Annotated in this window: 13 protein-coding genes; all 13 read left to right on the top strand. The window is 34.6% G+C overall.

Annotated elements, in window-relative coordinates:
* Positions 1-5: 5 nt before the first annotated feature.
* A complete protein-coding gene (locus ACZDYH_RS18375) occupies positions 6-722 on the top strand; it encodes a hypothetical protein (RefSeq protein ID WP_474886881.1) in 717 nt (238 codons plus the stop codon).
* A gap of 14 nt (positions 723-736) precedes the next feature.
* Complete coding sequence (locus ACZDYH_RS18370; RefSeq protein ID WP_000007798.1) at positions 737-1,177, top strand: hypothetical protein; 441 nt, start codon at positions 737-739, stop codon at positions 1,175-1,177.
* 15 nt (positions 1,178-1,192) lie between these two features.
* Positions 1,193-3,772, top strand: a complete 2,580-nt coding sequence (locus tag ACZDYH_RS18365; protein ID WP_474886879.1) for a hypothetical protein — start codon at positions 1,193-1,195, stop codon at positions 3,770-3,772.
* 13 nt (positions 3,773-3,785) lie between these two features.
* Positions 3,786-4,085: a hypothetical protein gene (locus ACZDYH_RS18360; RefSeq protein ID WP_474886877.1), complete on the top strand. Its 300-nt coding sequence runs from the start codon at positions 3,786-3,788 to the stop codon at positions 4,083-4,085.
* Positions 4,086-4,098: 13 nt separating this feature from the next.
* Entirely contained in the window at positions 4,099-5,961 is a 1,863-nt protein-coding gene (locus ACZDYH_RS18355; protein ID WP_474886875.1) for a hypothetical protein, read from the top strand.
* 149 nt (positions 5,962-6,110) lie between these two features.
* Positions 6,111-7,787 carry a hypothetical protein gene (locus ACZDYH_RS18350; RefSeq protein WP_001146340.1) on the top strand — a complete coding sequence of 559 codons (1,677 nt, stop codon included), beginning with the start codon at positions 6,111-6,113 and terminating at the stop codon, positions 7,785-7,787.
* Between the two features lie 122 nt (positions 7,788-7,909).
* The gene (locus tag ACZDYH_RS18345; RefSeq protein ID WP_474886873.1) at positions 7,910-10,045 is read left to right on the top strand and encodes a hypothetical protein; all 2,136 of its coding nucleotides are present in this window, start codon (positions 7,910-7,912) and stop codon (positions 10,043-10,045) included.
* 23 nt (positions 10,046-10,068) lie between these two features.
* Positions 10,069-11,958, top strand: coding sequence for a hypothetical protein (locus ACZDYH_RS18340; RefSeq protein WP_087948146.1), 1,890 nt, complete (start codon positions 10,069-10,071; stop codon positions 11,956-11,958).
* Between the two features lie 76 nt (positions 11,959-12,034).
* The gene (locus ACZDYH_RS18335; protein ID WP_474886872.1) at positions 12,035-16,708 is read left to right on the top strand and encodes a hypothetical protein; all 4,674 of its coding nucleotides are present in this window, start codon (positions 12,035-12,037) and stop codon (positions 16,706-16,708) included.
* Between the two features lie 13 nt (positions 16,709-16,721).
* Positions 16,722-17,843: a hypothetical protein gene (locus ACZDYH_RS18330; protein ID WP_098392534.1), complete on the top strand. Its 1,122-nt coding sequence runs from the start codon at positions 16,722-16,724 to the stop codon at positions 17,841-17,843.
* Between the two features lie 11 nt (positions 17,844-17,854).
* The gene (locus tag ACZDYH_RS18325; RefSeq protein ID WP_006916873.1) at positions 17,855-18,586 is read left to right on the top strand and encodes a hypothetical protein; all 732 of its coding nucleotides are present in this window, start codon (positions 17,855-17,857) and stop codon (positions 18,584-18,586) included.
* A 78-nt stretch (positions 18,587-18,664) separates the two neighbouring features.
* On the top strand, positions 18,665-19,108 hold the full coding sequence (locus ACZDYH_RS18320; protein ID WP_434714665.1) for a hypothetical protein: 444 nt from the start codon (positions 18,665-18,667) through the stop codon (positions 19,106-19,108).
* Between the two features lie 75 nt (positions 19,109-19,183).
* Positions 19,184-19,675 carry a hypothetical protein gene (locus ACZDYH_RS18315; protein WP_001111327.1) on the top strand — a complete coding sequence of 164 codons (492 nt, stop codon included), beginning with the start codon at positions 19,184-19,186 and terminating at the stop codon, positions 19,673-19,675.
* The last annotated feature ends 39 nt before the right edge of the window (positions 19,676-19,714 follow it).

Below are 19,714 nucleotides of genomic sequence, written 5' to 3'. Positions count from 1 at the left end.
GGAAAATGGCGCAAAAGAGTCATATGAACGTAAATGATGTATATCCAATACTTGATATGATCAATAGAAAAGTTAATCAAGGAAAGGGAACAAGACACCATTTTACTAGTCCGCTATTCAATGATGATAACGACAATGGTGTAACAACATTGAATTCTTCTCAATGGCAAATAGAGTCATTTGAAGTCATAAGGGAAACAGAAAATTCAATAGCTAATCATGTAATTAAAGAGATTCGAATTATTTATCGAAATGGTGCATTAGATAAAATTTCTTTAGTCCGTGGGCTCAATCCATCTGTTTCTGATGAAATTCAAGATTATGAGTACATCAACAATATTATGATTACAGAAGTTTCTATAAAAACAGAGTGGTTTGGTAAATCCCAAGAAGTTATTGCAAAGATTATAAGGGAAAATGATTACGGTAATTTTAAAAAGGTTAAACTCACGTATTTTGACTCGGAATGGGGCTGGAGTGAGGACGAAATCGAAGAAGATTCTATGCCGTCTAAATATGAAAATCCATCTGATTTTTATAACGGTAAATATAGTAATTATGAAGAAGTGATAGTAGAGGATTATGTAGACTATGCAGAAATAGGATATGCATCTAATGAAGAAATTGAAATCTCTCCAGATGGTTGGTCTGATGGATATAATCCATCGTCTCCTGTAGATGTTAATGTGGAACTCGGACCAAAGATAACAGATGAAATTTAGAGAGGAGGTCCTACATGAGTTTTGGAGCAAATGTAGTAGTTGGAGGGGAAATAGATAGAGTAGGTAGATTGGGTGGTGGACGTTTAGATTATCCATTTATGCCTACCAAAACAGTGCCTTATATAAAGGGGAAAATTTTAGAGGTACTAGGTACTTTAGGGCACTTTGATATTCAATTTATTCCTGATTTTGATATTGAGCTGGTCTCCGTAGCTGTAGGAGCATCTAGATATCATTCCTTTGATAATTGGAGTTTGTTTATTGGAGATGATCATAAAAATAACTACGTATTTGATGAAATTTATACGAAGGATTTACCAGAAGGTGCTTATTTAATGGCTGTGAAAACAGTAAAAGCAGGTACCCCAATTACATTCCGCTTTGATAATAAAGGTGGGCAATCGAAATATGTTTGGATAAACTTTCAATGTTTAAGGGATAATCCCAACAAATAAGAGAGGTGGATATAAATGCCTTGGGTAGAGGAAACATTAAGACACGATAATTTTTTAGATGATATGTTTGATAAAGTATTTAGAAGATTTAAAGATAAATCAGGTAATTACTGGTGGCAGAATTTTAACAATCAAGTTCCAAAAGTAAATCTATATAAAATTACTTTTGAAAAAGGGTTATTTATAAAAGGAGAAAAGGGATATCTACCCCCTTTTGAATCTCGAGAAGGTATGTTATGCATCACTCGGCATATGATTATGCGTAGGTGGGATAATGAGTATTTAGCATTCGCACAGTCAACAGGGGCTGTAAAAATTAACACTAAAGATATTCCTAGAGAAAAAGAAGGTTTCTTAGAATGGATTTCTAATTTTTATAGAAAATCTGTAGACTATACAACTGTTTATTCATACACACTAGACACATATGCTGGATATACGCATTATGTATCACCTAGTGGTGAACTTGCTCCAGTTACTATCATGAGTGAAAATCATGGTTTGGATATATTTAGGGATAGCATGGATATAGAGTACTACGGTGAGGATGAATACTATGAAAGTATGAAACAATCACCGATTATTACCATGCAATTAAAAGGAGATACAGGTGATCTAGTTGCCTCCATAGGGAAGTTGAATTATCGAACTAATACGAATTGGTGGGGGGACTCTTTAATTCAGCTAAAAGGTGTATTTGATGAGACAAGTGCATTTTTTACATTAAAAGTAGATTCAGCTCCTAGCTGGGAAAATAATATGGTGACTTTAATTCCCTTTTTCTTTGGAAATCTAGTATCTAAAAATACATCTTCGAAAAATGAAACACCAATCGCTATGCTTGGAGGTAGGCAAGTAGGAGAATTTTTTGATTTCGATAGTATAGAGACTAAAACTGAAATTTTACAACCTATCACAAGAAATTATGTAAACCATCCGTCAAACGGAGTAGATTCCGTTATGATCAAAAAAACAAAATATGGAGCACGTTATCAAGAACATTTTTTACGTTGGAACGTACCACCTAATCTAATGCCACCTACTCGTGAAGAATTAAGACTTGTCAAAAATGCACAAGGAACCGAGAAAGAGGAAGAATATGCTCGTAAGTACCCAAGGGCATGGAATTATTTAAGATATGGTTACTATCAATACGATTTTCATGCATCTAGGTATAGTAATAAGATTCATACATCTCGCGCAACAGTCATGCATCCTGAAGATGGTGTATTAGGGTATATTCCTAATATCGTACTTCTACCTGTTATTAATGTTTCTGAAGGTGAGAAATTAGTGTTCCCTTATTGGTGTGAAGAATGTAATGAATCTCAATATCAACCTGAGGTACCTAAAGAATCTACTAAAGTAGAGTGGGGAATTGCTAAGAGTACAAGCAAGCTGAATAATCTTCATGTGAATTTAGGAGATTCAACCAATAATTCCAATTCTGATAAAGGTAATAAATTTTCTTATTATTGCGATGGGTCAGTAAAGGCACAAGCAGTAGATGATACTTATTGGAATCCCTCTGTTATTACGCAAGATTATTTGGCTAACAGCACAGATGGTATTGGAAAGGAATTAAGCAAATCGTTCTGGGAGGGGCGAAATGATTGGTTAGATTATTTACAGGAGCCTCAAAGTCAGTATCATTTGGATAACTCTAAAATAAAAATTGAAGATTTCCATAAATTTTTATGGAAAACTTTAAAAGATATTAAAGATGAAGGTTATAGTTTACAAGATAAATGGCTAGATTTTAACGAGTGGGGAAAGGCAAATTTACCTTGTTTAAATGAATTGCAAAAAGCCTCAGTATTTATGTCGGCTAAACTCAATAAACCTGTCTTATTTTTCCCAGGTTCAGAGGGGTTTTTAAAGGGCGATATTTTAGATAAAATGCTTCCTTTAATTAAGAAAGTACCAAGTGTTATATATGATTGGATTGACTTTAATAATGTATTTATTGAAAACGAAGATGATACAGGTCTTGTTGGAGCTTGGGTAATGGATAGTTTTGCTACAGCCATGCATAGTAATGGGAAAAAGGAAAATATTTTATCTTCTTTTCGTTCTCTAGTTAACTTTGAACCTCAGGTGCTGCTTTATAATATTTCAGCTGCCAAGGCACATCGCCCATATGACTATATAAAACCTAACATAGGTTTTGGCAGTCATGTTGTTGATGGAGAATATAAAGCATATTATTTACAGGATATGACTGATGATAATTATATACCTTATGTTGCCGCAGAAGTAGCTGTACATGAGATGGGTCATGCATTATCTAATTATGGATATGACATATTAGGTGAAAAACTACATGAAATGCAAGAATGGTTAAATATTAGTGGGTGGATCGAGAATATTGATGGTTCATTTAATGAACTAACGAAAAGCTCGCCGGGTACAGCGTTAGATAATGGAAAACTTGCTCCGGTATCAGATTATGGATGTTTTAGCCCGGCCGAAGATTTTGCTGAGGCCTTTATGATGTATATCATTAATAGACAATTTTTAGCTAGAAATTTTAAAGATAAACACGATTTTATAGTTAATAAATTAAAAGAAATGGGTATTGATCCAAAACTGTAGGAGGTAAAATATAATGATTCTTAAGATAAAAAGAGGAGAAGATTTTGCCTTTATTGATAATGAAGGTGAAATTCAACATCAAGTCAGAGTAAGCGGTAATAATGAATCTCTTGTAAAATCTTTGGATAATATTTTGAATGTTCAAACTGGAATAAGGTTTAGAGGAGAAATTAAGGGGATTCCACATAAATTAATTACAAAGAGTGGAAAAAATCCTCCAACAATCAATAAATCTAATAAATTATATCTTATGGAATATTTTAAAAGAGACTTAGAATTACAAGGCTTTACCGTGGAAATTATAAAAGCGTAGAGGTGATTTTGATATGGCATTAACTCCCGTTCCTAATTTATCAGTACCGCAAAATAAAGGGTTTAAAGGAACTGATTCACTACCAATTATACATTCAATTAGATGGAGGCATTTACCATCGAGGTACATTTTTAAAGACGTAGATGACGTAATTACATATCATTCTCATGGGCCACTTACCATAGATATTAACAAGCATGGTGTATCTTACCTTGATGTTTATTTCCTAAAAGATACTGATATCGTTGAAGTAACAGCATATATCAGATTTTTAAGAGAAAAAGATCAGCTTTTAATAGAGGAACCCTATAAAATTGGAGAAGCTGGGGCAGTAATTGCTTTAGAGGATGATGAAGTAAACCATGAATTAAGGAGAGTTAAAGGAATTGCTTTTACGCAAAAAGACCTAGGTGATGGTACACCTATGTACGACTTTATGAATATGTCTAAAGAAGGCATTTATGAAGTCTGGATAAAAGTAATTACAGGGTTAGGAAAAGAAATGCATTTAAGGGTTCCTTTTCAATGGGACAACTTGGTGCCTAGCGTTCCTCCAGAAAAAGATGGTCATGATTCTGATGATGCGGGCAAGGATAACAAAAAATCAGAATATAATGATGAATATTACGTGACGATTGTAGAGGGGGACTCAGCTTTTACTAAAAGGCCTTCTACCCATTTTAGAATGGCAGGTATAGGTATGTTAAAAGATGCGGGTTGTTTTAAAAGAATAGAGACTCCTGTATTAGAACCAATTTCAAGGCCTTCAAAAATACAGATTATTAATGATATCCCAATTAGTAGCTGTGGTTTAAATTTAATTACATCACGATTTAATAAGGTAGTAGGAGAGGTTGTTACATTCTCGCTTGTACACACAAATAAATCTGGTATTCTACGCATTGATACGAACTATGATAAGAATGGTTTAAAGAGTCTTGGGAATGGAACATTTAAAGTTATTAATAAGGGCGTATATAAAATTACATTTATTGTAACGTATAACGATGGACAAGAATGTATAACTGAGGGGACTATTATTGGCGAATTTATTTGTGAATTAAACATTACTGGTCCTTCTTTAAAATCACATGTAGGAGATTCAATTGTTCTTCATTTAGATCATGGACAAAATAGTTCAGCTTCTAATATAGGTGTACTTGTTCAAACCCCTCCTAAAGTCATGCAGACAGGAAATTACACTTTTACTAGTAGTTCACCAGGAGTATATTCAATTAAATTTATCGTTGATTATGGTTTTGGAGTTTGCGAAAAAATAGTGAATATTGAATTTATCTCAAAAAATATTCCCCCTGAAAAACCAGAAGGCGGAGGTGGAAAACCAGAAGGCGAAGGCGGAAAACCAGAAGGCGAAGGCGGAAAACCAGAAGGCGAAGGCGGAAAACCAGAAGGCGAAGGTGGAAAGCCAGAAGGCGGAGGCGGAAAACCAGAAGGTGAAGGTGGAAAACCAGAAGGCGAAGGCGGAAAACCAGAAGGTGAAGGTGGAAAGCCAGAAGGCGAAGGTGAGAAACCAGGTAAAAATGTACTAAAATGCGGACAAACGGCACAGGGTGGCATGGGATATGGGGAATATATTCATGCTGTAAGTGAAGAGGGCATCTGCTATGTGGAATATGATTTCTTCTCTGCACCAGATAGGATGCGAGTATTTGTTAATAATGAATTAATTTATGATACTTCACGTAAAATGGAAAAAGAAGGAAGTCCGTTTGGCTTTTATTATAAACCTGATGATGGGGAATTAAGAGTAGTAATGAATGATGGTCAAGATAAAGGAAGCAGGTGGAGTTATACCCTTTATTGTGGAAGTAGTGTACCTTCGGATGTAAAACTAAAAGCTGAAATTATTAATTAGACATGAGTGTTGTTAACAGAATAAAAAGACTACTTATAATGAATTTAAGTAATTAGTTGCAACTTATTACCTACTCATAACGATAACTAAGTTGCAGAATAAGGGCGGGTAAAATCTCGTCCTTAATTAATAGAAAGAGAGGTGTAGAAATGCCGTATATTGATAGCACACCTGCACTTTCCCCTTATAAGGTTCGTGAAGGTAACTTACAACACGGTTTTATGGATTTACTGATTAAACACGGCTGGACCAAAGTAGTAGAGTTTAAAAAAGCTGTAACAGGGTCTTATTATGTTACAGATCATCCTTTAGAAGGAAGGCATGATGAAAAATTTACAGTTGCCAATCATATTATTCTACGTAATGCACGAGGTGATTTGTTTGGTTTTGCTGTAGTTGCAGATTGGAAGGAGTTTACTGCTCATGATAAAGGGATTCCATATTACAATGCTTTTAAATCAACAGCTACTGAAAAAGAGGCCCTTATTAACTATATGGCCAAAGAATTTGAAAAAAGAAAAGTAAATACATCTCTTTATTTTTATATGTTGGAAAAATTACCAGATGTAAAAGAGGGAGATAAATTATTTACCCCATGGGGAACGGGATCTAGTGCAGATGAAAAACGACTTCAAATGGCTTTAGATATTGAAGTTACACAAATTGATTTTAAATCTACAAGTGCTGGTTCAGAATTTGTAAAACAAGCGAATCCTGTTGTGATGCAGTCGCCTATTGTAGAGTCATCTCTACGTTCACCATTACTTGAAAATATTGATTACCCTTATATGCATACAAATTGGTGGGTTGATTCGGAAATTAATATTAAAGGACATATTGACAGTAATAGTCTTTTCTTAATTATCCAAACGGATAATACACCAATGTGGGAAAATAATGTCGTACCTATTGTACCGATTTACTTTGGCGATATTGAAGCAATAGATGAAGGTGATCCTGCTATCGCATTATTCGCAGGAACTGTTCCAAAAGGTACTGATACAAATGGCGTTGCTGCTTATAACTTTGATGATATTAAGATTAAAGGTGGGCGTCAAATTATGCCTGTCCTGAAAAAATATCCTTCTAATCCATCTAATGGTGTTGACTCTGTAATGGTGAGTCGTACTAAATTAGGTTCTCGTTATCAAAGTTATTACTTGTCTTGGAATGCACCTGCACAAGATATGCCTCCTAAGCGTGTATCTGAAGTAGGTAATAAACAATACCCACGAGCATGGGAACGAATTAATAATTATCAATTCAATCCTTCACGTTATTCGGATAAAGTACAAACTTCATTTATTTATCTGATTCATCCAGAAGAAGGAGTAAGAGGATATTTAAAGAACTCTGTAGGATTTAATTCAATTAATATGGGATCTAGTGAATTAAGAATTCGTCAAGAGAGTTGTCCAGAAAAGGTTTTTGATGTATATCAGTGTGTCCCAGTTAGTGCAATTTCACCACTAACGAAGCGACCATCCACACAATTTCGACCAATGGGATTAGGGTTGTACAAAGAAGCACTAAATACTTCTAAGAAACCAGCAGCGAATAAGACTCTAGTTAATGTTTCTAACCTAAAAGCTACAAATCCACAAGAAGGAACTGTATTACTTACTTGGACAAATCCGAATGATATGGAGCTCTCAACGGTTAACATCTTCGTAAATGGTATGAAGTATGCAACAGGTGTCACTGAAGTAGAATCATATACTATTAAAAATGTGACAAAAGGAAATGGTGTAAAAATTAAACTAGTTTCTGTAGACATGAAAGGTAATGAATCTGCAGGTATTGAAGTATCTGTGAACGTAATGTAGTAATGCAACTTACATGTTATGAAAGAAAGGTACCTACCTATAATATACATGACATAGAAGAATTGCTATTTATAAAACTAATTAACCTATTATTAAAATAAAATGATTAAGTGGGTGATGAGATGCCATATATTGATTCAACTCCTCAGGATTATCCCTCTAAGTTTGAAGAAGATAACTTGCAGGACGTATTTGCACAAATGTTAATTGATAACGGTTGGACGTTAGTGAGGAACTTTTATAAAGCTGCGGTAGATACTAGGGCGTACAATCGCCGAACGGATCAAGTCAATTATGCAATTGCAAGACATACCATTTTTAGAAATGCAGATGGGAAATTGCTAGGTTTTGCGACAATTAGCCAATTCCCTCTTAAGTACAAGTATGAAAAAAAACAGCCTATTCGTAGACCTCACGATGATACCGATCCTAATGATCCTAACTTTAAAATGAAGCCTACTTGGGATGAATGGATTAAACAAAAGTATGTAGATAATACAACAAGAACAAACTTGTATTTCTATATGTTAGAGAAGTTACCAAACTCTAATCTTGTTAAAGAAGATGGTATTGTTTCTATCGTTACTATGCCAGGTATGGGTGGTACATCCTTTGAGCAAGACAGAGATAGGGATAGAGATGACTGGTCTAAGTGGTGGTATGAGTATTTTGAAGGAAACTACCATGTAGAAGATAGAGACTACGATCCAGAAGACTTAATTTATGAAGAAAAATTATTATCAGCTTCTCCTTTCCATGTAATACGTTCAGCACTAGATATTGAAGTGTTAGAAACACGTTGGGATACTGATATGCAAGAAGCGGTAATTGAAAAAGCTGATCCTCGTGTAATGCAGTCACCAATTGTTAAGACTACATTGCGCGCTGAATTTTTAGAGCATATAAACGATCCTTTATGGCATACGAACTGGTGGACAGATTCAGAAGTTCGTGTCAAAGGTCATATTGATAGCACAACATTTTTCCTAGTTCTTCAAGCTGATACAGCCCCTGTTTGGGAGAAGAATTTGGTTCCGACTATACCGCTATATTTCGGTAAAGTAAATTCTCTAGATGGAGATAAAGATGAAGGCTATGCATTATTTTCAGGAACTATTCCACCTGTAAAGCGTGTGGATTCAACTAGAAAAGAAACTACATTTTCTTGGCGGAAAATTATGCCTGGAGATACAATCCTTTATGTCAATGATGCAACGAAATTACCTGAGGCACCAGCGTTGTTAACGATTAATGGTACAGAGGTAGTTAAACTAATTGAGAAAAAAGGTAACTATTTAACTGTTGAACGTGCGCAACTAGGAACATTCATGCGTGCACCTTATTGGGACACTGGTGCGACAATTGCTCGTCTATCGACTAACAACGCTAGCAAACGAGTGAAGAATGAAGATGTAGTATCTTTATTTGATTTTGATGATCCTGGCGCAACTGTTGGCGAAACAATTTATCCTTTACTTAAATTGTATCCACATCATTCTTCAAATGGTGTAGATTCTGTAATGGTTTCCCGTTCAAGATTTGGTGCACGTTATCAGGCTCACTATCTCTCATGGAACGCACCTCCGAACCAGCTACCACCAAATAGAGTAGATGAAATTGGTAAGAAATATCCGAGAGCATATAATCCTGTTGAAAAAACTAACAATTATAAATATCAATTTAATACTTCCCGATACTCAGATAAAGTACACTCCTCTCGAATTTATGTAGTTCATCCTGAAGAGGGTGTGAGGGGGTATTTAGATAAAGCAATTGGTTTTAACTCACAAGGAATGAGTGCAACGAACTTACGTGTTGCAAAACAAAACTGTCCGGAAAAAGTTTATGAAATGTATAAACCACATAGTATAGGTGCGGTATCTCCTCTAACGAAGCTACCTGTTACACCTTTCCGTCCTGTAGGTTTGGGGATTTATTCTGAGGACTTTAATCCAAATGAAGTTCCTCACGACATTAAGAATGATAAAACTCCTCCAGGAGAAGTGAAGATTACTAAAGTATTAAGTCCAATATCACAGACTATTGATGTAGAATTTGAACTTCCTACAGATAAGGATTTAAAGCATGTCAATATCTACTTAGATGGTAAGATCTATGCTACTGGAATTACTGGAACAACTTATTACAGATTAATGGGATTAAACACAGGGTTTAAACCTGAGATCAAAATTACTACGGTGGATTCAGCCGGTAACGAATCTGTAGGTATTACTGCAACACCTATAGAGGTTTCTTAATAAATATAGAAGGGGTGACCAATATGTCATTAATTAATACAGATGGATTTTTCGATGTAGATTTGTCCGTGCAACTTCTACCTTTAGATTTAGAGAAGTTGTTTAATGCGGGAGGATGGAGTACTTTAGGGAAATACCGTGCGGTATCGCCTTTAACAGATGCAAATGGAAAGAAGGATCCATACCGAAAAACTTTTGCTGAAACTTTTCTATTTGAATCGAAAGGTAGCGATAAACAACATCGCTACTTTGGATTCACCACAGGTTATGGTGGAAATGTGAGAAAGCTTGGAGAGGAACCTGTAATTTCAAAAGATACATTTTTAGGTGAAATGAAGGATGTAACTCCTAGTGGGGCCAAAAAAACAAAGACAGTATTTGAATTTATGGTTAAACCAGTTATTCCTTCTAGTGTAATTTTATATCGTGAAGATGGTTCAATGATTGACCAAGCTACAACAAAGTATTTAATAGATGGAGAGAAAGGGACTGTAACATTCAATGATAGTCAAGTAGGTAAGGTTCTTTCTACATACTCGCTTACAGATAATGCTCCAGATCTAGTAAAACGCTTATGGTTCTTTACGTTTGAAGGATTTATCCCTACTCGATTTATTTTACGTTCTGAACGCCCTGACTTGGCTGAGCTAGAAGACAAAAAAGGTGGAGTATTTAGCTTTAAAATGAAGAAAGGGAACCAACGTATCCGCGAGAATTCATATAAGTTCTATGATAAATTAACTGGAACAGTACCCCTTGATTCCGCTGATTATACTGTGGACCATGAGGCCGGTACAGTAACGTTTTCGGGAGGAACTGAGCCGTTAGCATTATTCGCTGACTATGAATTAGAATATGTAAAAGATGCAAACGGTAGTTATGGAGATATTGAAGTAAATAAGTTTAATCCGCAAGTTCCAACAGAACTTATGGGGGCCGCTTATGATGCAGTTCGCTTTGTTTATCCTTCATTACCAACAGCCGTATCGTTTATTCCGCAAAATGATATCGGTTTAGGATGGGGACGAGATTCTCAAGTTTATTATTGGGGAAATATTACAAAGGACCGTATCGTTTCTTACTTCCGTTTAGATCCTGCGCCGGATCCTGAAAGTACGTTCTTTGCACCATTATATATTGGACGTCTATCGACAATTGGTAAGACTCCTCGAATGAATAATGTAATTATTGGTGGAGCTCGTTCTGATGATGAGATTCAATATAAAGCGGGCATGAAATTAGGACGTAGTGTAGTTGACTATGGTGTAAATACATCTAATGGTAATAGTTCTGTACTTGTACAGCGAACTGTTGGCGGGGCAATGTATCAAAAACATTACTTAGCATTTATTACTCATGATGCTGACGTAGATCCAAGCCATGAGTCTCGTTTTAATCCGTCTGTATATTCTAATAAATATCACATTTCGCCAATGTATATTGTTCATCCTTCTGATGGTTATGTGGGTAGACTAGATGAAGTTTATGCAATTCATCCAAAAAATATCTCACAATTAGATGAACTAGAAGTAAAAGAACGATCTGAAAACGAGCAAGTAGGTACAGGAGATGGAGCAATCAAAGAGTTTCATTTATTCCATAGACCTACAATCGATGATGAATTTGAAGTTCGCTTAGTAAGTTCAACTGGATGTAATACGTTAACTAAAGCGAATTATGTTGAATATAAAGCAGATACACCTCCAGCTGCTGGGAAATTTACAGTAGATGGTTCTACCAAACGATTAATTTTGGGTGATGCTCCAAAAGATAGGGTAGAAGTAATTGTTTCTTATAATTACGCCCAAACATATCGTTACACTTTAGCAGATACACCTAGAACACCTTTCCGTTTAGCGAACATGACTCCATATGCTCCTATTGGACTTGGTTTCTTAAAAGAAAATTTATAATAACCGCAACTAAGTCATGACTTGTACCGAATACTACGGTGCAAGTCTTACTTTGTCGAAAGGTGGGTGGTGGAAAATGAGTAACAGTAAGCATTATTTACTCAGTTTCACTACCCTTTTTTATAATAAAAAGGGATATGTATTCAGGTTCAATCGTCATCAAAATGTACCTAATCTAGATGTTGTCCCATTGGCTTTTGATCCTTGGAATAGGTATAGTGCGTTAGCTTTAGATGATATGAAAATGGGTACAAAAGTGAAACGAGCGGCTGGTGCGATGCACTCTGTATTAGCTGATTACAAAACTATATTTGAAGGCTCCAATTTAAATTTAGAAAAAGGTAGTCTTATTTATATAGCGGAGGTAGGAGAAGCATTAACTAGAGGGGATAAAAGTGCACGACAAGGGGATTTAATAGAAATAACAGAGAATAAGGATTTTTACGCTTATTTTGGAGAAGTTATTAGTCAAATTAATACAAATCTAGTTAAGAAACTAAACAAATATGACTTGAAATCTAGTAAAAAGTCGATGATTCATACAGAAACTCCATTTGAATATAAAAGTAGTAATAAGAGGGTTTATAGTGAAAGGAATTCTTATGATTTCGGATTTTTGAAAGAGTTAATTGGAGAAAATATTAGTTTAGAACTACTCGAGTTATTACCGAGTTTTGGTCATAATCAAGTAAAAGAATTAGCAGATGTATTATTTAAAAGTGGGCAAATTAATACGGGAGAAAGATTACTAACCTTACAATATGGCGAGAAAGTTGTAGAAATAGCAAAAGCTAATTATTTAAAAGTGGTTTGGGATGCTCTCTATAGCCAATTGGATAAGGGTAACAAATTAAGTGAATTTGGGAAAGAGCCCAATAAGATTGAGAACTTTAAAGTTATTTTTACAAGTTATCCTGATGAAGGAATATTAAAAGGAAAAGATACACCGATTCAAGGCGTTCTGAATTTAGGAGATATAGGTGAATCCTATAAAGGAATTTTAGGTTTTCTACAAAAGCATGAAATGAGTAATGGAAATAAGCTGTTATCAAGTAAGGTTGCAAATACTGAAACAGGATCTTTAATTGCATTAGAAGGAAACGTTTCTCAGGATAGTAGGGGGAATTATCATTTATATGGATTAGTCCCATTTGATGTATATGAGGCGTATATTGAACCTAAAATTTACGAGGGTGTGTCTCATATAGCTGCATTAAGTGAAGCGAGTGAAGTCTATAGATTAATGAATCAGAAAGCTTCATTAGATGAAACACGGAACGTACATGATGTAATTATTCAGGGTTTAGGTGCAGGTAAGAATATTTCAGACGTAAGAGTAGATTCAATGACAGTACCAAGGGCAAATGTGAATTATACTTTGAATGATTTTAGTCAGTACATTGGTAGTACCTCTTTCAAGTCTGTAAAACAGCTAATTCATAGAATGGAAGATAGTAAATCTTATCAGTATACGAAGAATAGTGAGAAATTTATCATTGCAGATAAGTATAAAAATGTTCAAAATAATTTATCAGGATTCGAATTAGGTCAGGTTTACCATTCTGGTTCTGAGTCACTGGATATGGAAAAAACACAAAGCAAATCATTTAAGTATGGATTTGAAGATTCAGTATTAAATAGTAATTTTAGTAGTCATTATCAAGCGAATGTTACTACTTTATTGGATAGCACAGAATTTATTCGTGAAGCAGAAAAGTTAAATCTACTTAGTGGAGATAGAAATTACCAAGTTGGTGAAAAGATTGTTATAAATTCCGGTGAAACATTCCAGATTCAAAATGGCCATTTGAATAATTTAGAGAATGGTGCTAATCGTTTTGCTTTTAAAGGGGAATTAATAGCTACAGAACAGGCCTTTAGCAATGAGGATATGATAGATGTTGAACTTAACGAGTTAAATACAATGCAAACTCACTCTTTATTAAAGGACGCTAAAATAGATGGTTTTTCTTCAAGTGTGTTGGAACAATGTGAAGATGTAGTGGTTACACATGTAGTAAAAAAGAGTGAAAAGAAAAAAACAAATGAAACAAAAATTGAACAAAATATTTCTGTTAAAAATAGTGTAGCTGATTATGAGATAACTATAGAAAATGAAATTAAGTATCATCTAGATAAAGAATTTGACACATTTATTTCAACAACTACCTTAAGTAATCAAAGAGAAATCGTAGTTGATATTTCGAATGACTATGGAGATTTTGGGGAGATAGAGAAGAATTTAGAACTTTATGTAGAAGAACAAAGTGTAGTAAATAAACCCGAAAAGAACATGGAAATTCAGCAAGACACACTAATCAATTCAAAACTTGAAAAGATATTTGAATCTTATATTCAAGATAGTAATGTAGTAAATCAATTGAAACAAGAAGAAGAAATAAATTTAGTGAATTTTTTAGATGCTAAAAGTGAAAAGGTATTGAATACTGATGTATCAACCAACATGATAGCAGATGATATACAGAAAGAAGAAAAAGCTCATGTTGATAATCTAATTGGATTGGAATTAGAAAATATAGTTGAAACCTATATTCAAAATAACGATTCAGCAGCGCTTGCAGAACGAGAAGAAGAGCTCAATGAAATATATCTAATTGATGCTGTTCTAGATAATACAAGAGACTTGTATTTATTAGATAGTAGTAGAGCGAATCAAACTGATCATAAAGAACAGGTATATATTGAGAAGTTAGTTAGTTCGAAGCATGAAAAGATATTAGAAACGTATGTGCAAAGCGGTAATATGGCAGAACAAAATGAAATTAGAAAAGAAACGCTAGAGACGTATGTACAAAATATTAATAAAGCAAAACGAATGAACGAAGAAGAACTACATGTCGAGAAGCTACTAAGCACTAATTTTGAAAAAACGTTAGAAACGTATGCGCAAAGTGGTGAGATAGCAGAACAAATTGAATACGAAGAAGAAACAGCTGTAGAAAAACTGTTAGGCATGAATCTGGAAGAAATGCTAGAAATGCATGTGCAAAGTATGGATAGATTGGATCAATTACAATGTGAAGAAGAACTACATGTCGATAAACCACTAAGTATGAATTTGGAGAAAACACTAGAAACGTATGTGCAAAGTGGTGAGATAGCAGAACAAATCGAACGCGAAGAAGAAACAACAGTAGAGAAATTGTTAGGCATGAATCTGGAAGAAACGTTAGAAATGCATGTGCAAAGTATGGATAGATTAGACCAATTACAACGTGAAGAAGAACTGCATGTCGATAAAACGCTAAGCATGAATCTTGAAAAAACACTAGAAACGTATGTGCAAAATGGTGAGATAGCAGACCAAATTGAACGCGAAGAAGAATTACACGTCGATAAATTACTAGATATGAATCTGGAAGAAACGCTAGAAGTGTATATGCAAAGTGACGATAGAGCATTTCAAAATCTTCGTGAAGAGGAAAATTACCTCATTAATCTAAGTACAGCAAAATCTGATGGGATAATTGATAGTGTTGTCTATAAGGAAAATACAATGTCAAATATGGCTGAAAAAGACAATGGTATTCTATTGGATTATGTATCAGAAGGTATAGTAGGAGAGACTTATGAAACGTTAATAGAAGAGGTAGAACCATTAATTATTCATAAAGAATATGAAACAATGATACAAGATGTAGAAAGCGCATTAAGTAGAAGTGAAATCCACGTTGCAGTAGAAAGAAAACATTTAGCTCATCTGTTTAACATATTTGATATTGAAATGAACAATCAAGTACTAACCAATATAGGGAAAGAAAAGGATGCTACCATTGAAGATACAGTTTCAGGTAATCAAACAAATGAAATTGGAGTTGTAGTTACTGATGGGGCTCTTATGAGTTTGGGAGATACTTATGAGTCAATTATTGATCCTACTATTAAAGGTGAAATGGGTGCAACTATAGACACTGTAGTTATAGATGCGAATTTAGCAGATCACCATGCATCAAATGAAGTGGATATTGCAGCAATTGAATTCGTAAATAGTGGTAATGATAGAGAAACAACATTAGAAGAAATAGAGTTTGCAGGTTCAGAAAGTAATTTCGAAACTACTATAAATCACTATGATTTTGCGAGTAATAGTCAAGAAACAGATTCAATTATAAACAATAATGAAATGGCAATTTCGGGAATTCATGTAGATACAGAGGTAGAAGAAAGTACCTTAGCAGAATGTAATGTATTCTTAGATGTTATCGAAGAACAATTTGATAAAACAATATTACGTAAAAATAGAAAAATGACAATAGAAGATGAAATGCAAACAGAACAGGTAAATAAGAAGAAAATAAGGATTTTCCAAGAAGAAAAGGGAAGTTCAAGTAATGAAACTATAATGATACTGGATGAAGAAGAACAGATAAACATTAATTCTGCTTCAAATATCACAATAGATAGTGAAACTACAACGAAAAAATTAATATCAAATACAATGTCTATAGAAGATGAGGAATTGTTAAATATTAATAAAGGGAATTATGGATTTATTGATGGAATTGATGAGGGAATGCATTCGAATTCAAATATAATTTCTATAGAAAATGAAGTGGATTTAAATATTGAAAGACAGCATGAAATGAATGTAATTGATGAAGATGATACAGGTATAGGCTTACTTGAACCAGATAAGCCATGGGATGAAAAAGAAAAGGATAAAGTATGGCTCATTATGGGTAAACCATTCCCTGCATGGAATGGTTGGAATATTAAGAAGACGCGATAGGAGGAAGTTACTATTGAGCATTCATAGGGTTCAGACTGGACTTATTTTTGACGATAATTTCGAAACACTTGATTCACGTTGGATCGTATCCCCTACTGACTCTTATACGTACAGTGATTCTGATAAACAATTAGTACTTAAACACAACTCTACTGATAGAAGTACAAATGCTCTTTTTTCTCTTCCTCAAAATGAAGATGAATTGTTACTACAAGTGCATTCGAACTATACACCAAAATATTTGGGAGATGAAGGTGGTCTCGTTATTTGGAAGAATGCTCTTGAGAAAGTTGAGTTTTTGGAAAGTGAAGATAGCATTCATGAGAATACCTATAATATTTGGAGAACAGTAAAAAAACAAAATCTGTGGACCTTTTTTGCAGAGCGAGGAAATGCGTGGGAGCTATTTGACTCAACAATTTGTATCGATCCAGCTATGGCTGGAGTTGTATTAAAAGGGACGCCAAGAGATGGGTATACACCCCTTATTGTAGAAAGGGTTATCTTATGTAAGGGTACAAATATTAGTGTTGGTAATTTAAATAGTTTTTATAAAGTTGAGTTAATTGATTATGAAAGAAATGTTGTAACTACTCAAATAGTTCCAGATGGATATTCAGGTATAGACATCGAATTACCTACCATTCCTTTTAAGGGGAAAATTAGAGTTTACGATAAGAATGAGACAGGTGAGTATGTTTTAATAGATGAACAAAAAGAATATGCTGAAATGTACGGCGGCGATCTGTTTTTAAGAGGTACAAATTTAAAAGTAAAATGGAAAGGCCAAGAGTTAAGTGAAACAAAAGCTACACATTTAGGTGCACTGAAAAGTGACATAATTGAACAAAAATTGACTGTCTTAAACGATACTTCGGGAAATGTAGCAGAGAATATTGAAATTCAGATTGCTGTTTATAAAAAAGAGTTTGGCTGGGAATGGTGTGATCTTGCCACAGACAACAACGGTACTCCTAATCAATATGAAGATACAACAATACGTATCGGAACGTTACATGAAGGAGAATCAAAGGATTTTTGGGTGAGAATTGCTAGGGTCGATACAACCGATCCTGAAAAAATAAAACAACAGATGAGACCTTCACACTTCTTCTTGGAAATAAGAAACGAATAAGGGGTGGCTAAATGGGAACAAGAATGAAGCTCCATAGATATAGTCCTATCACAAAAGATTGGGATGAAATATTACACGTTGTTGATCAGGATTTCGTGAAAACATATGGTACATCAAATCCTATTTTACCAGTTGGTCATACTTATGAACCAAATAAAGGGCTATTAAAAGTGTATTATAATGGCCGGCGTTTACTAAGCGGAGTTGATTATATTGAGCTGGATGATTATCACATCCATTTAGGTGTAGGTTCAAAAAATGAAGAGCGTTCTATACAGCTACAAATTGGTGATGAGGTGTACATAGAAGTCTATAAAAACCAATATTGTAGTAGGGGGCAAGCTACTATTAGTGGAACGCAATTTTATGACTTACAAAAGGAAATATATGATGCTCGGCAATTCAGAGAGAGTGATAAACCTCATATTTCGTTAGATGCACGTTTAGATGAAATACAACGCCAGTTAGAATTGGTGTACGGTGGAAATTCAAGTGTAGATATAGACTATGAATATAATGAAAGAGGTCAAATTATTCGTGAAATTATCACGGGAGATCATACTATTATTCGAGAGTTTACGTATTATGAGAACGAGGCACCTATGGTCAAGGGTGAATTGAAAACAGAGACTGTATATTATACAGATGGTCTTGGAAGTCTATCTCAACAGGTTACAAGGGAATTTTCATATGATCCTGCAACTAGAAGACTATTAAAGACAACAGTACGAGGGGATAGCTAAGTCTATCCCTTTGTTAATTTCCAATGGAAAGTTCTTATAATGACAGTGCATACCTCGATTTATAAGGAGGATAAATTTATGGATTTTATTGCTTACAATAGAGCACATCTCAATAACAGGCGTATACGGAAGCTTGACGATAAAGTGATGGTATTTGTTGTGCCATCTATTGTACAAGTAGGTATTGTTCGTACAGAATTACGTTTCCCTTATGAGGGAGAGTTAATTGATGCGTATGTAACGTGCGGCACAATGGGAGAATCAAAAACGTGTATCGACATTGAAAGATGCAGTCAAAATTCATATGATACAACACCTATTTGGCATAGCATTCTTGCTGATGAACTTGTTATTGATGGGAAGAGCAAATCTAATCGTACGTCCTCTACACCATATTCTTTTAAACCGTCACAACTAGCTGTTAATCGTGATGATCACTTTAGAATCAATATCAAAGAGGTAGGTAAGGGCGTAAAGGATATTACTGTAGAGTTGGTAGTTGAATTAGCTCTCGAAGAATAATAAATAATTCATCACAACTTTATAAAGAGATGTAGCGATAATTAAAGTGTAAATAAAAATTAGGAGGTCATTTATATGCCAGCACCACAAGTGAATTGGAGAAAACAAGACAACTCAGGAGCTGTACCGTCTTGGAATATTGGGACCATTGATGCAGGAACACCTTCCTCTGATTTTGGAGTATTAATTTGGAATAACTTTGCGGGAACAACAGATTTATCTACTATGACAAACTGTACTATTACGACAAAAGATAGTGCAGGTGGTAATACGGGTGAGTTAGTAACAAATAAATGGGTTGAGGTGACTGTTGCATCGGCAGCTGAAACTGGTCGTACACCTATTGGAGGTAATTCTACTCATCCAATCCAAGCAGGAGGAAATTCAACGAATACTGATGGTACGTTTTCTCCAAATGCAAATGAAATTTTAGGTGTTAAAAATGATGGTAATAAAACTAGTGCAAAAGGTAACTATGCAGAAGTTATCCTTCGTGCCAATGTTCCAGGTAACGCGACAGCAGGAAACGTAGCATTCTTAACACGTGTTGCATATCAGTACGTATAAAAAATAGTTACTTCAATGCAATGAGGTAGGGGGAAGCAA

It is taken from the genome of Bacillus sp. EB V-12 (assembly GCF_056158125.1).
Note: the sequence above shows the minus strand (reverse complement) of the source record. Positions and strands in the feature narration are given on the sequence as shown.

Excerpts from the sequence above, each read along its gene's own strand:
- ACZDYH_RS18315 (WP_001111327.1), top strand. The coding sequence starts at position 19,184 with ATGCCAGCACCACAAGTGAATTGGAGAAAACAAGACAACTCAGGAGCT.
- ACZDYH_RS18335 (WP_474886872.1), top strand. The coding sequence starts at position 12,035 with ATGAGTAACAGTAAGCATTATTTACTCAGTTTCACTACCCTTTTTTAT.
- ACZDYH_RS18345 (WP_474886873.1), top strand. The coding sequence starts at position 7,910 with ATGCCATATATTGATTCAACTCCTCAGGATTATCCCTCTAAGTTTGAA.
- ACZDYH_RS18325 (WP_006916873.1), top strand. The coding sequence starts at position 17,855 with ATGGGAACAAGAATGAAGCTCCATAGATATAGTCCTATCACAAAAGAT.
- ACZDYH_RS18350 (WP_001146340.1), top strand. The coding sequence starts at position 6,111 with ATGCCGTATATTGATAGCACACCTGCACTTTCCCCTTATAAGGTTCGT.
- ACZDYH_RS18355 (WP_474886875.1), top strand. The coding sequence starts at position 4,099 with ATGGCATTAACTCCCGTTCCTAATTTATCAGTACCGCAAAATAAAGGG.
- ACZDYH_RS18340 (WP_087948146.1), top strand. The coding sequence starts at position 10,069 with ATGTCATTAATTAATACAGATGGATTTTTCGATGTAGATTTGTCCGTG.
- ACZDYH_RS18360 (WP_474886877.1), top strand. The coding sequence starts at position 3,786 with ATGATTCTTAAGATAAAAAGAGGAGAAGATTTTGCCTTTATTGATAAT.
- ACZDYH_RS18365 (WP_474886879.1), top strand. The coding sequence starts at position 1,193 with ATGCCTTGGGTAGAGGAAACATTAAGACACGATAATTTTTTAGATGAT.
- ACZDYH_RS18375 (WP_474886881.1), top strand. The coding sequence starts at position 6 with ATGGCGCAAAAGAGTCATATGAACGTAAATGATGTATATCCAATACTT.
- ACZDYH_RS18320 (WP_434714665.1), top strand. The coding sequence starts at position 18,665 with ATGGATTTTATTGCTTACAATAGAGCACATCTCAATAACAGGCGTATA.
- ACZDYH_RS18370 (WP_000007798.1), top strand. The coding sequence starts at position 737 with ATGAGTTTTGGAGCAAATGTAGTAGTTGGAGGGGAAATAGATAGAGTA.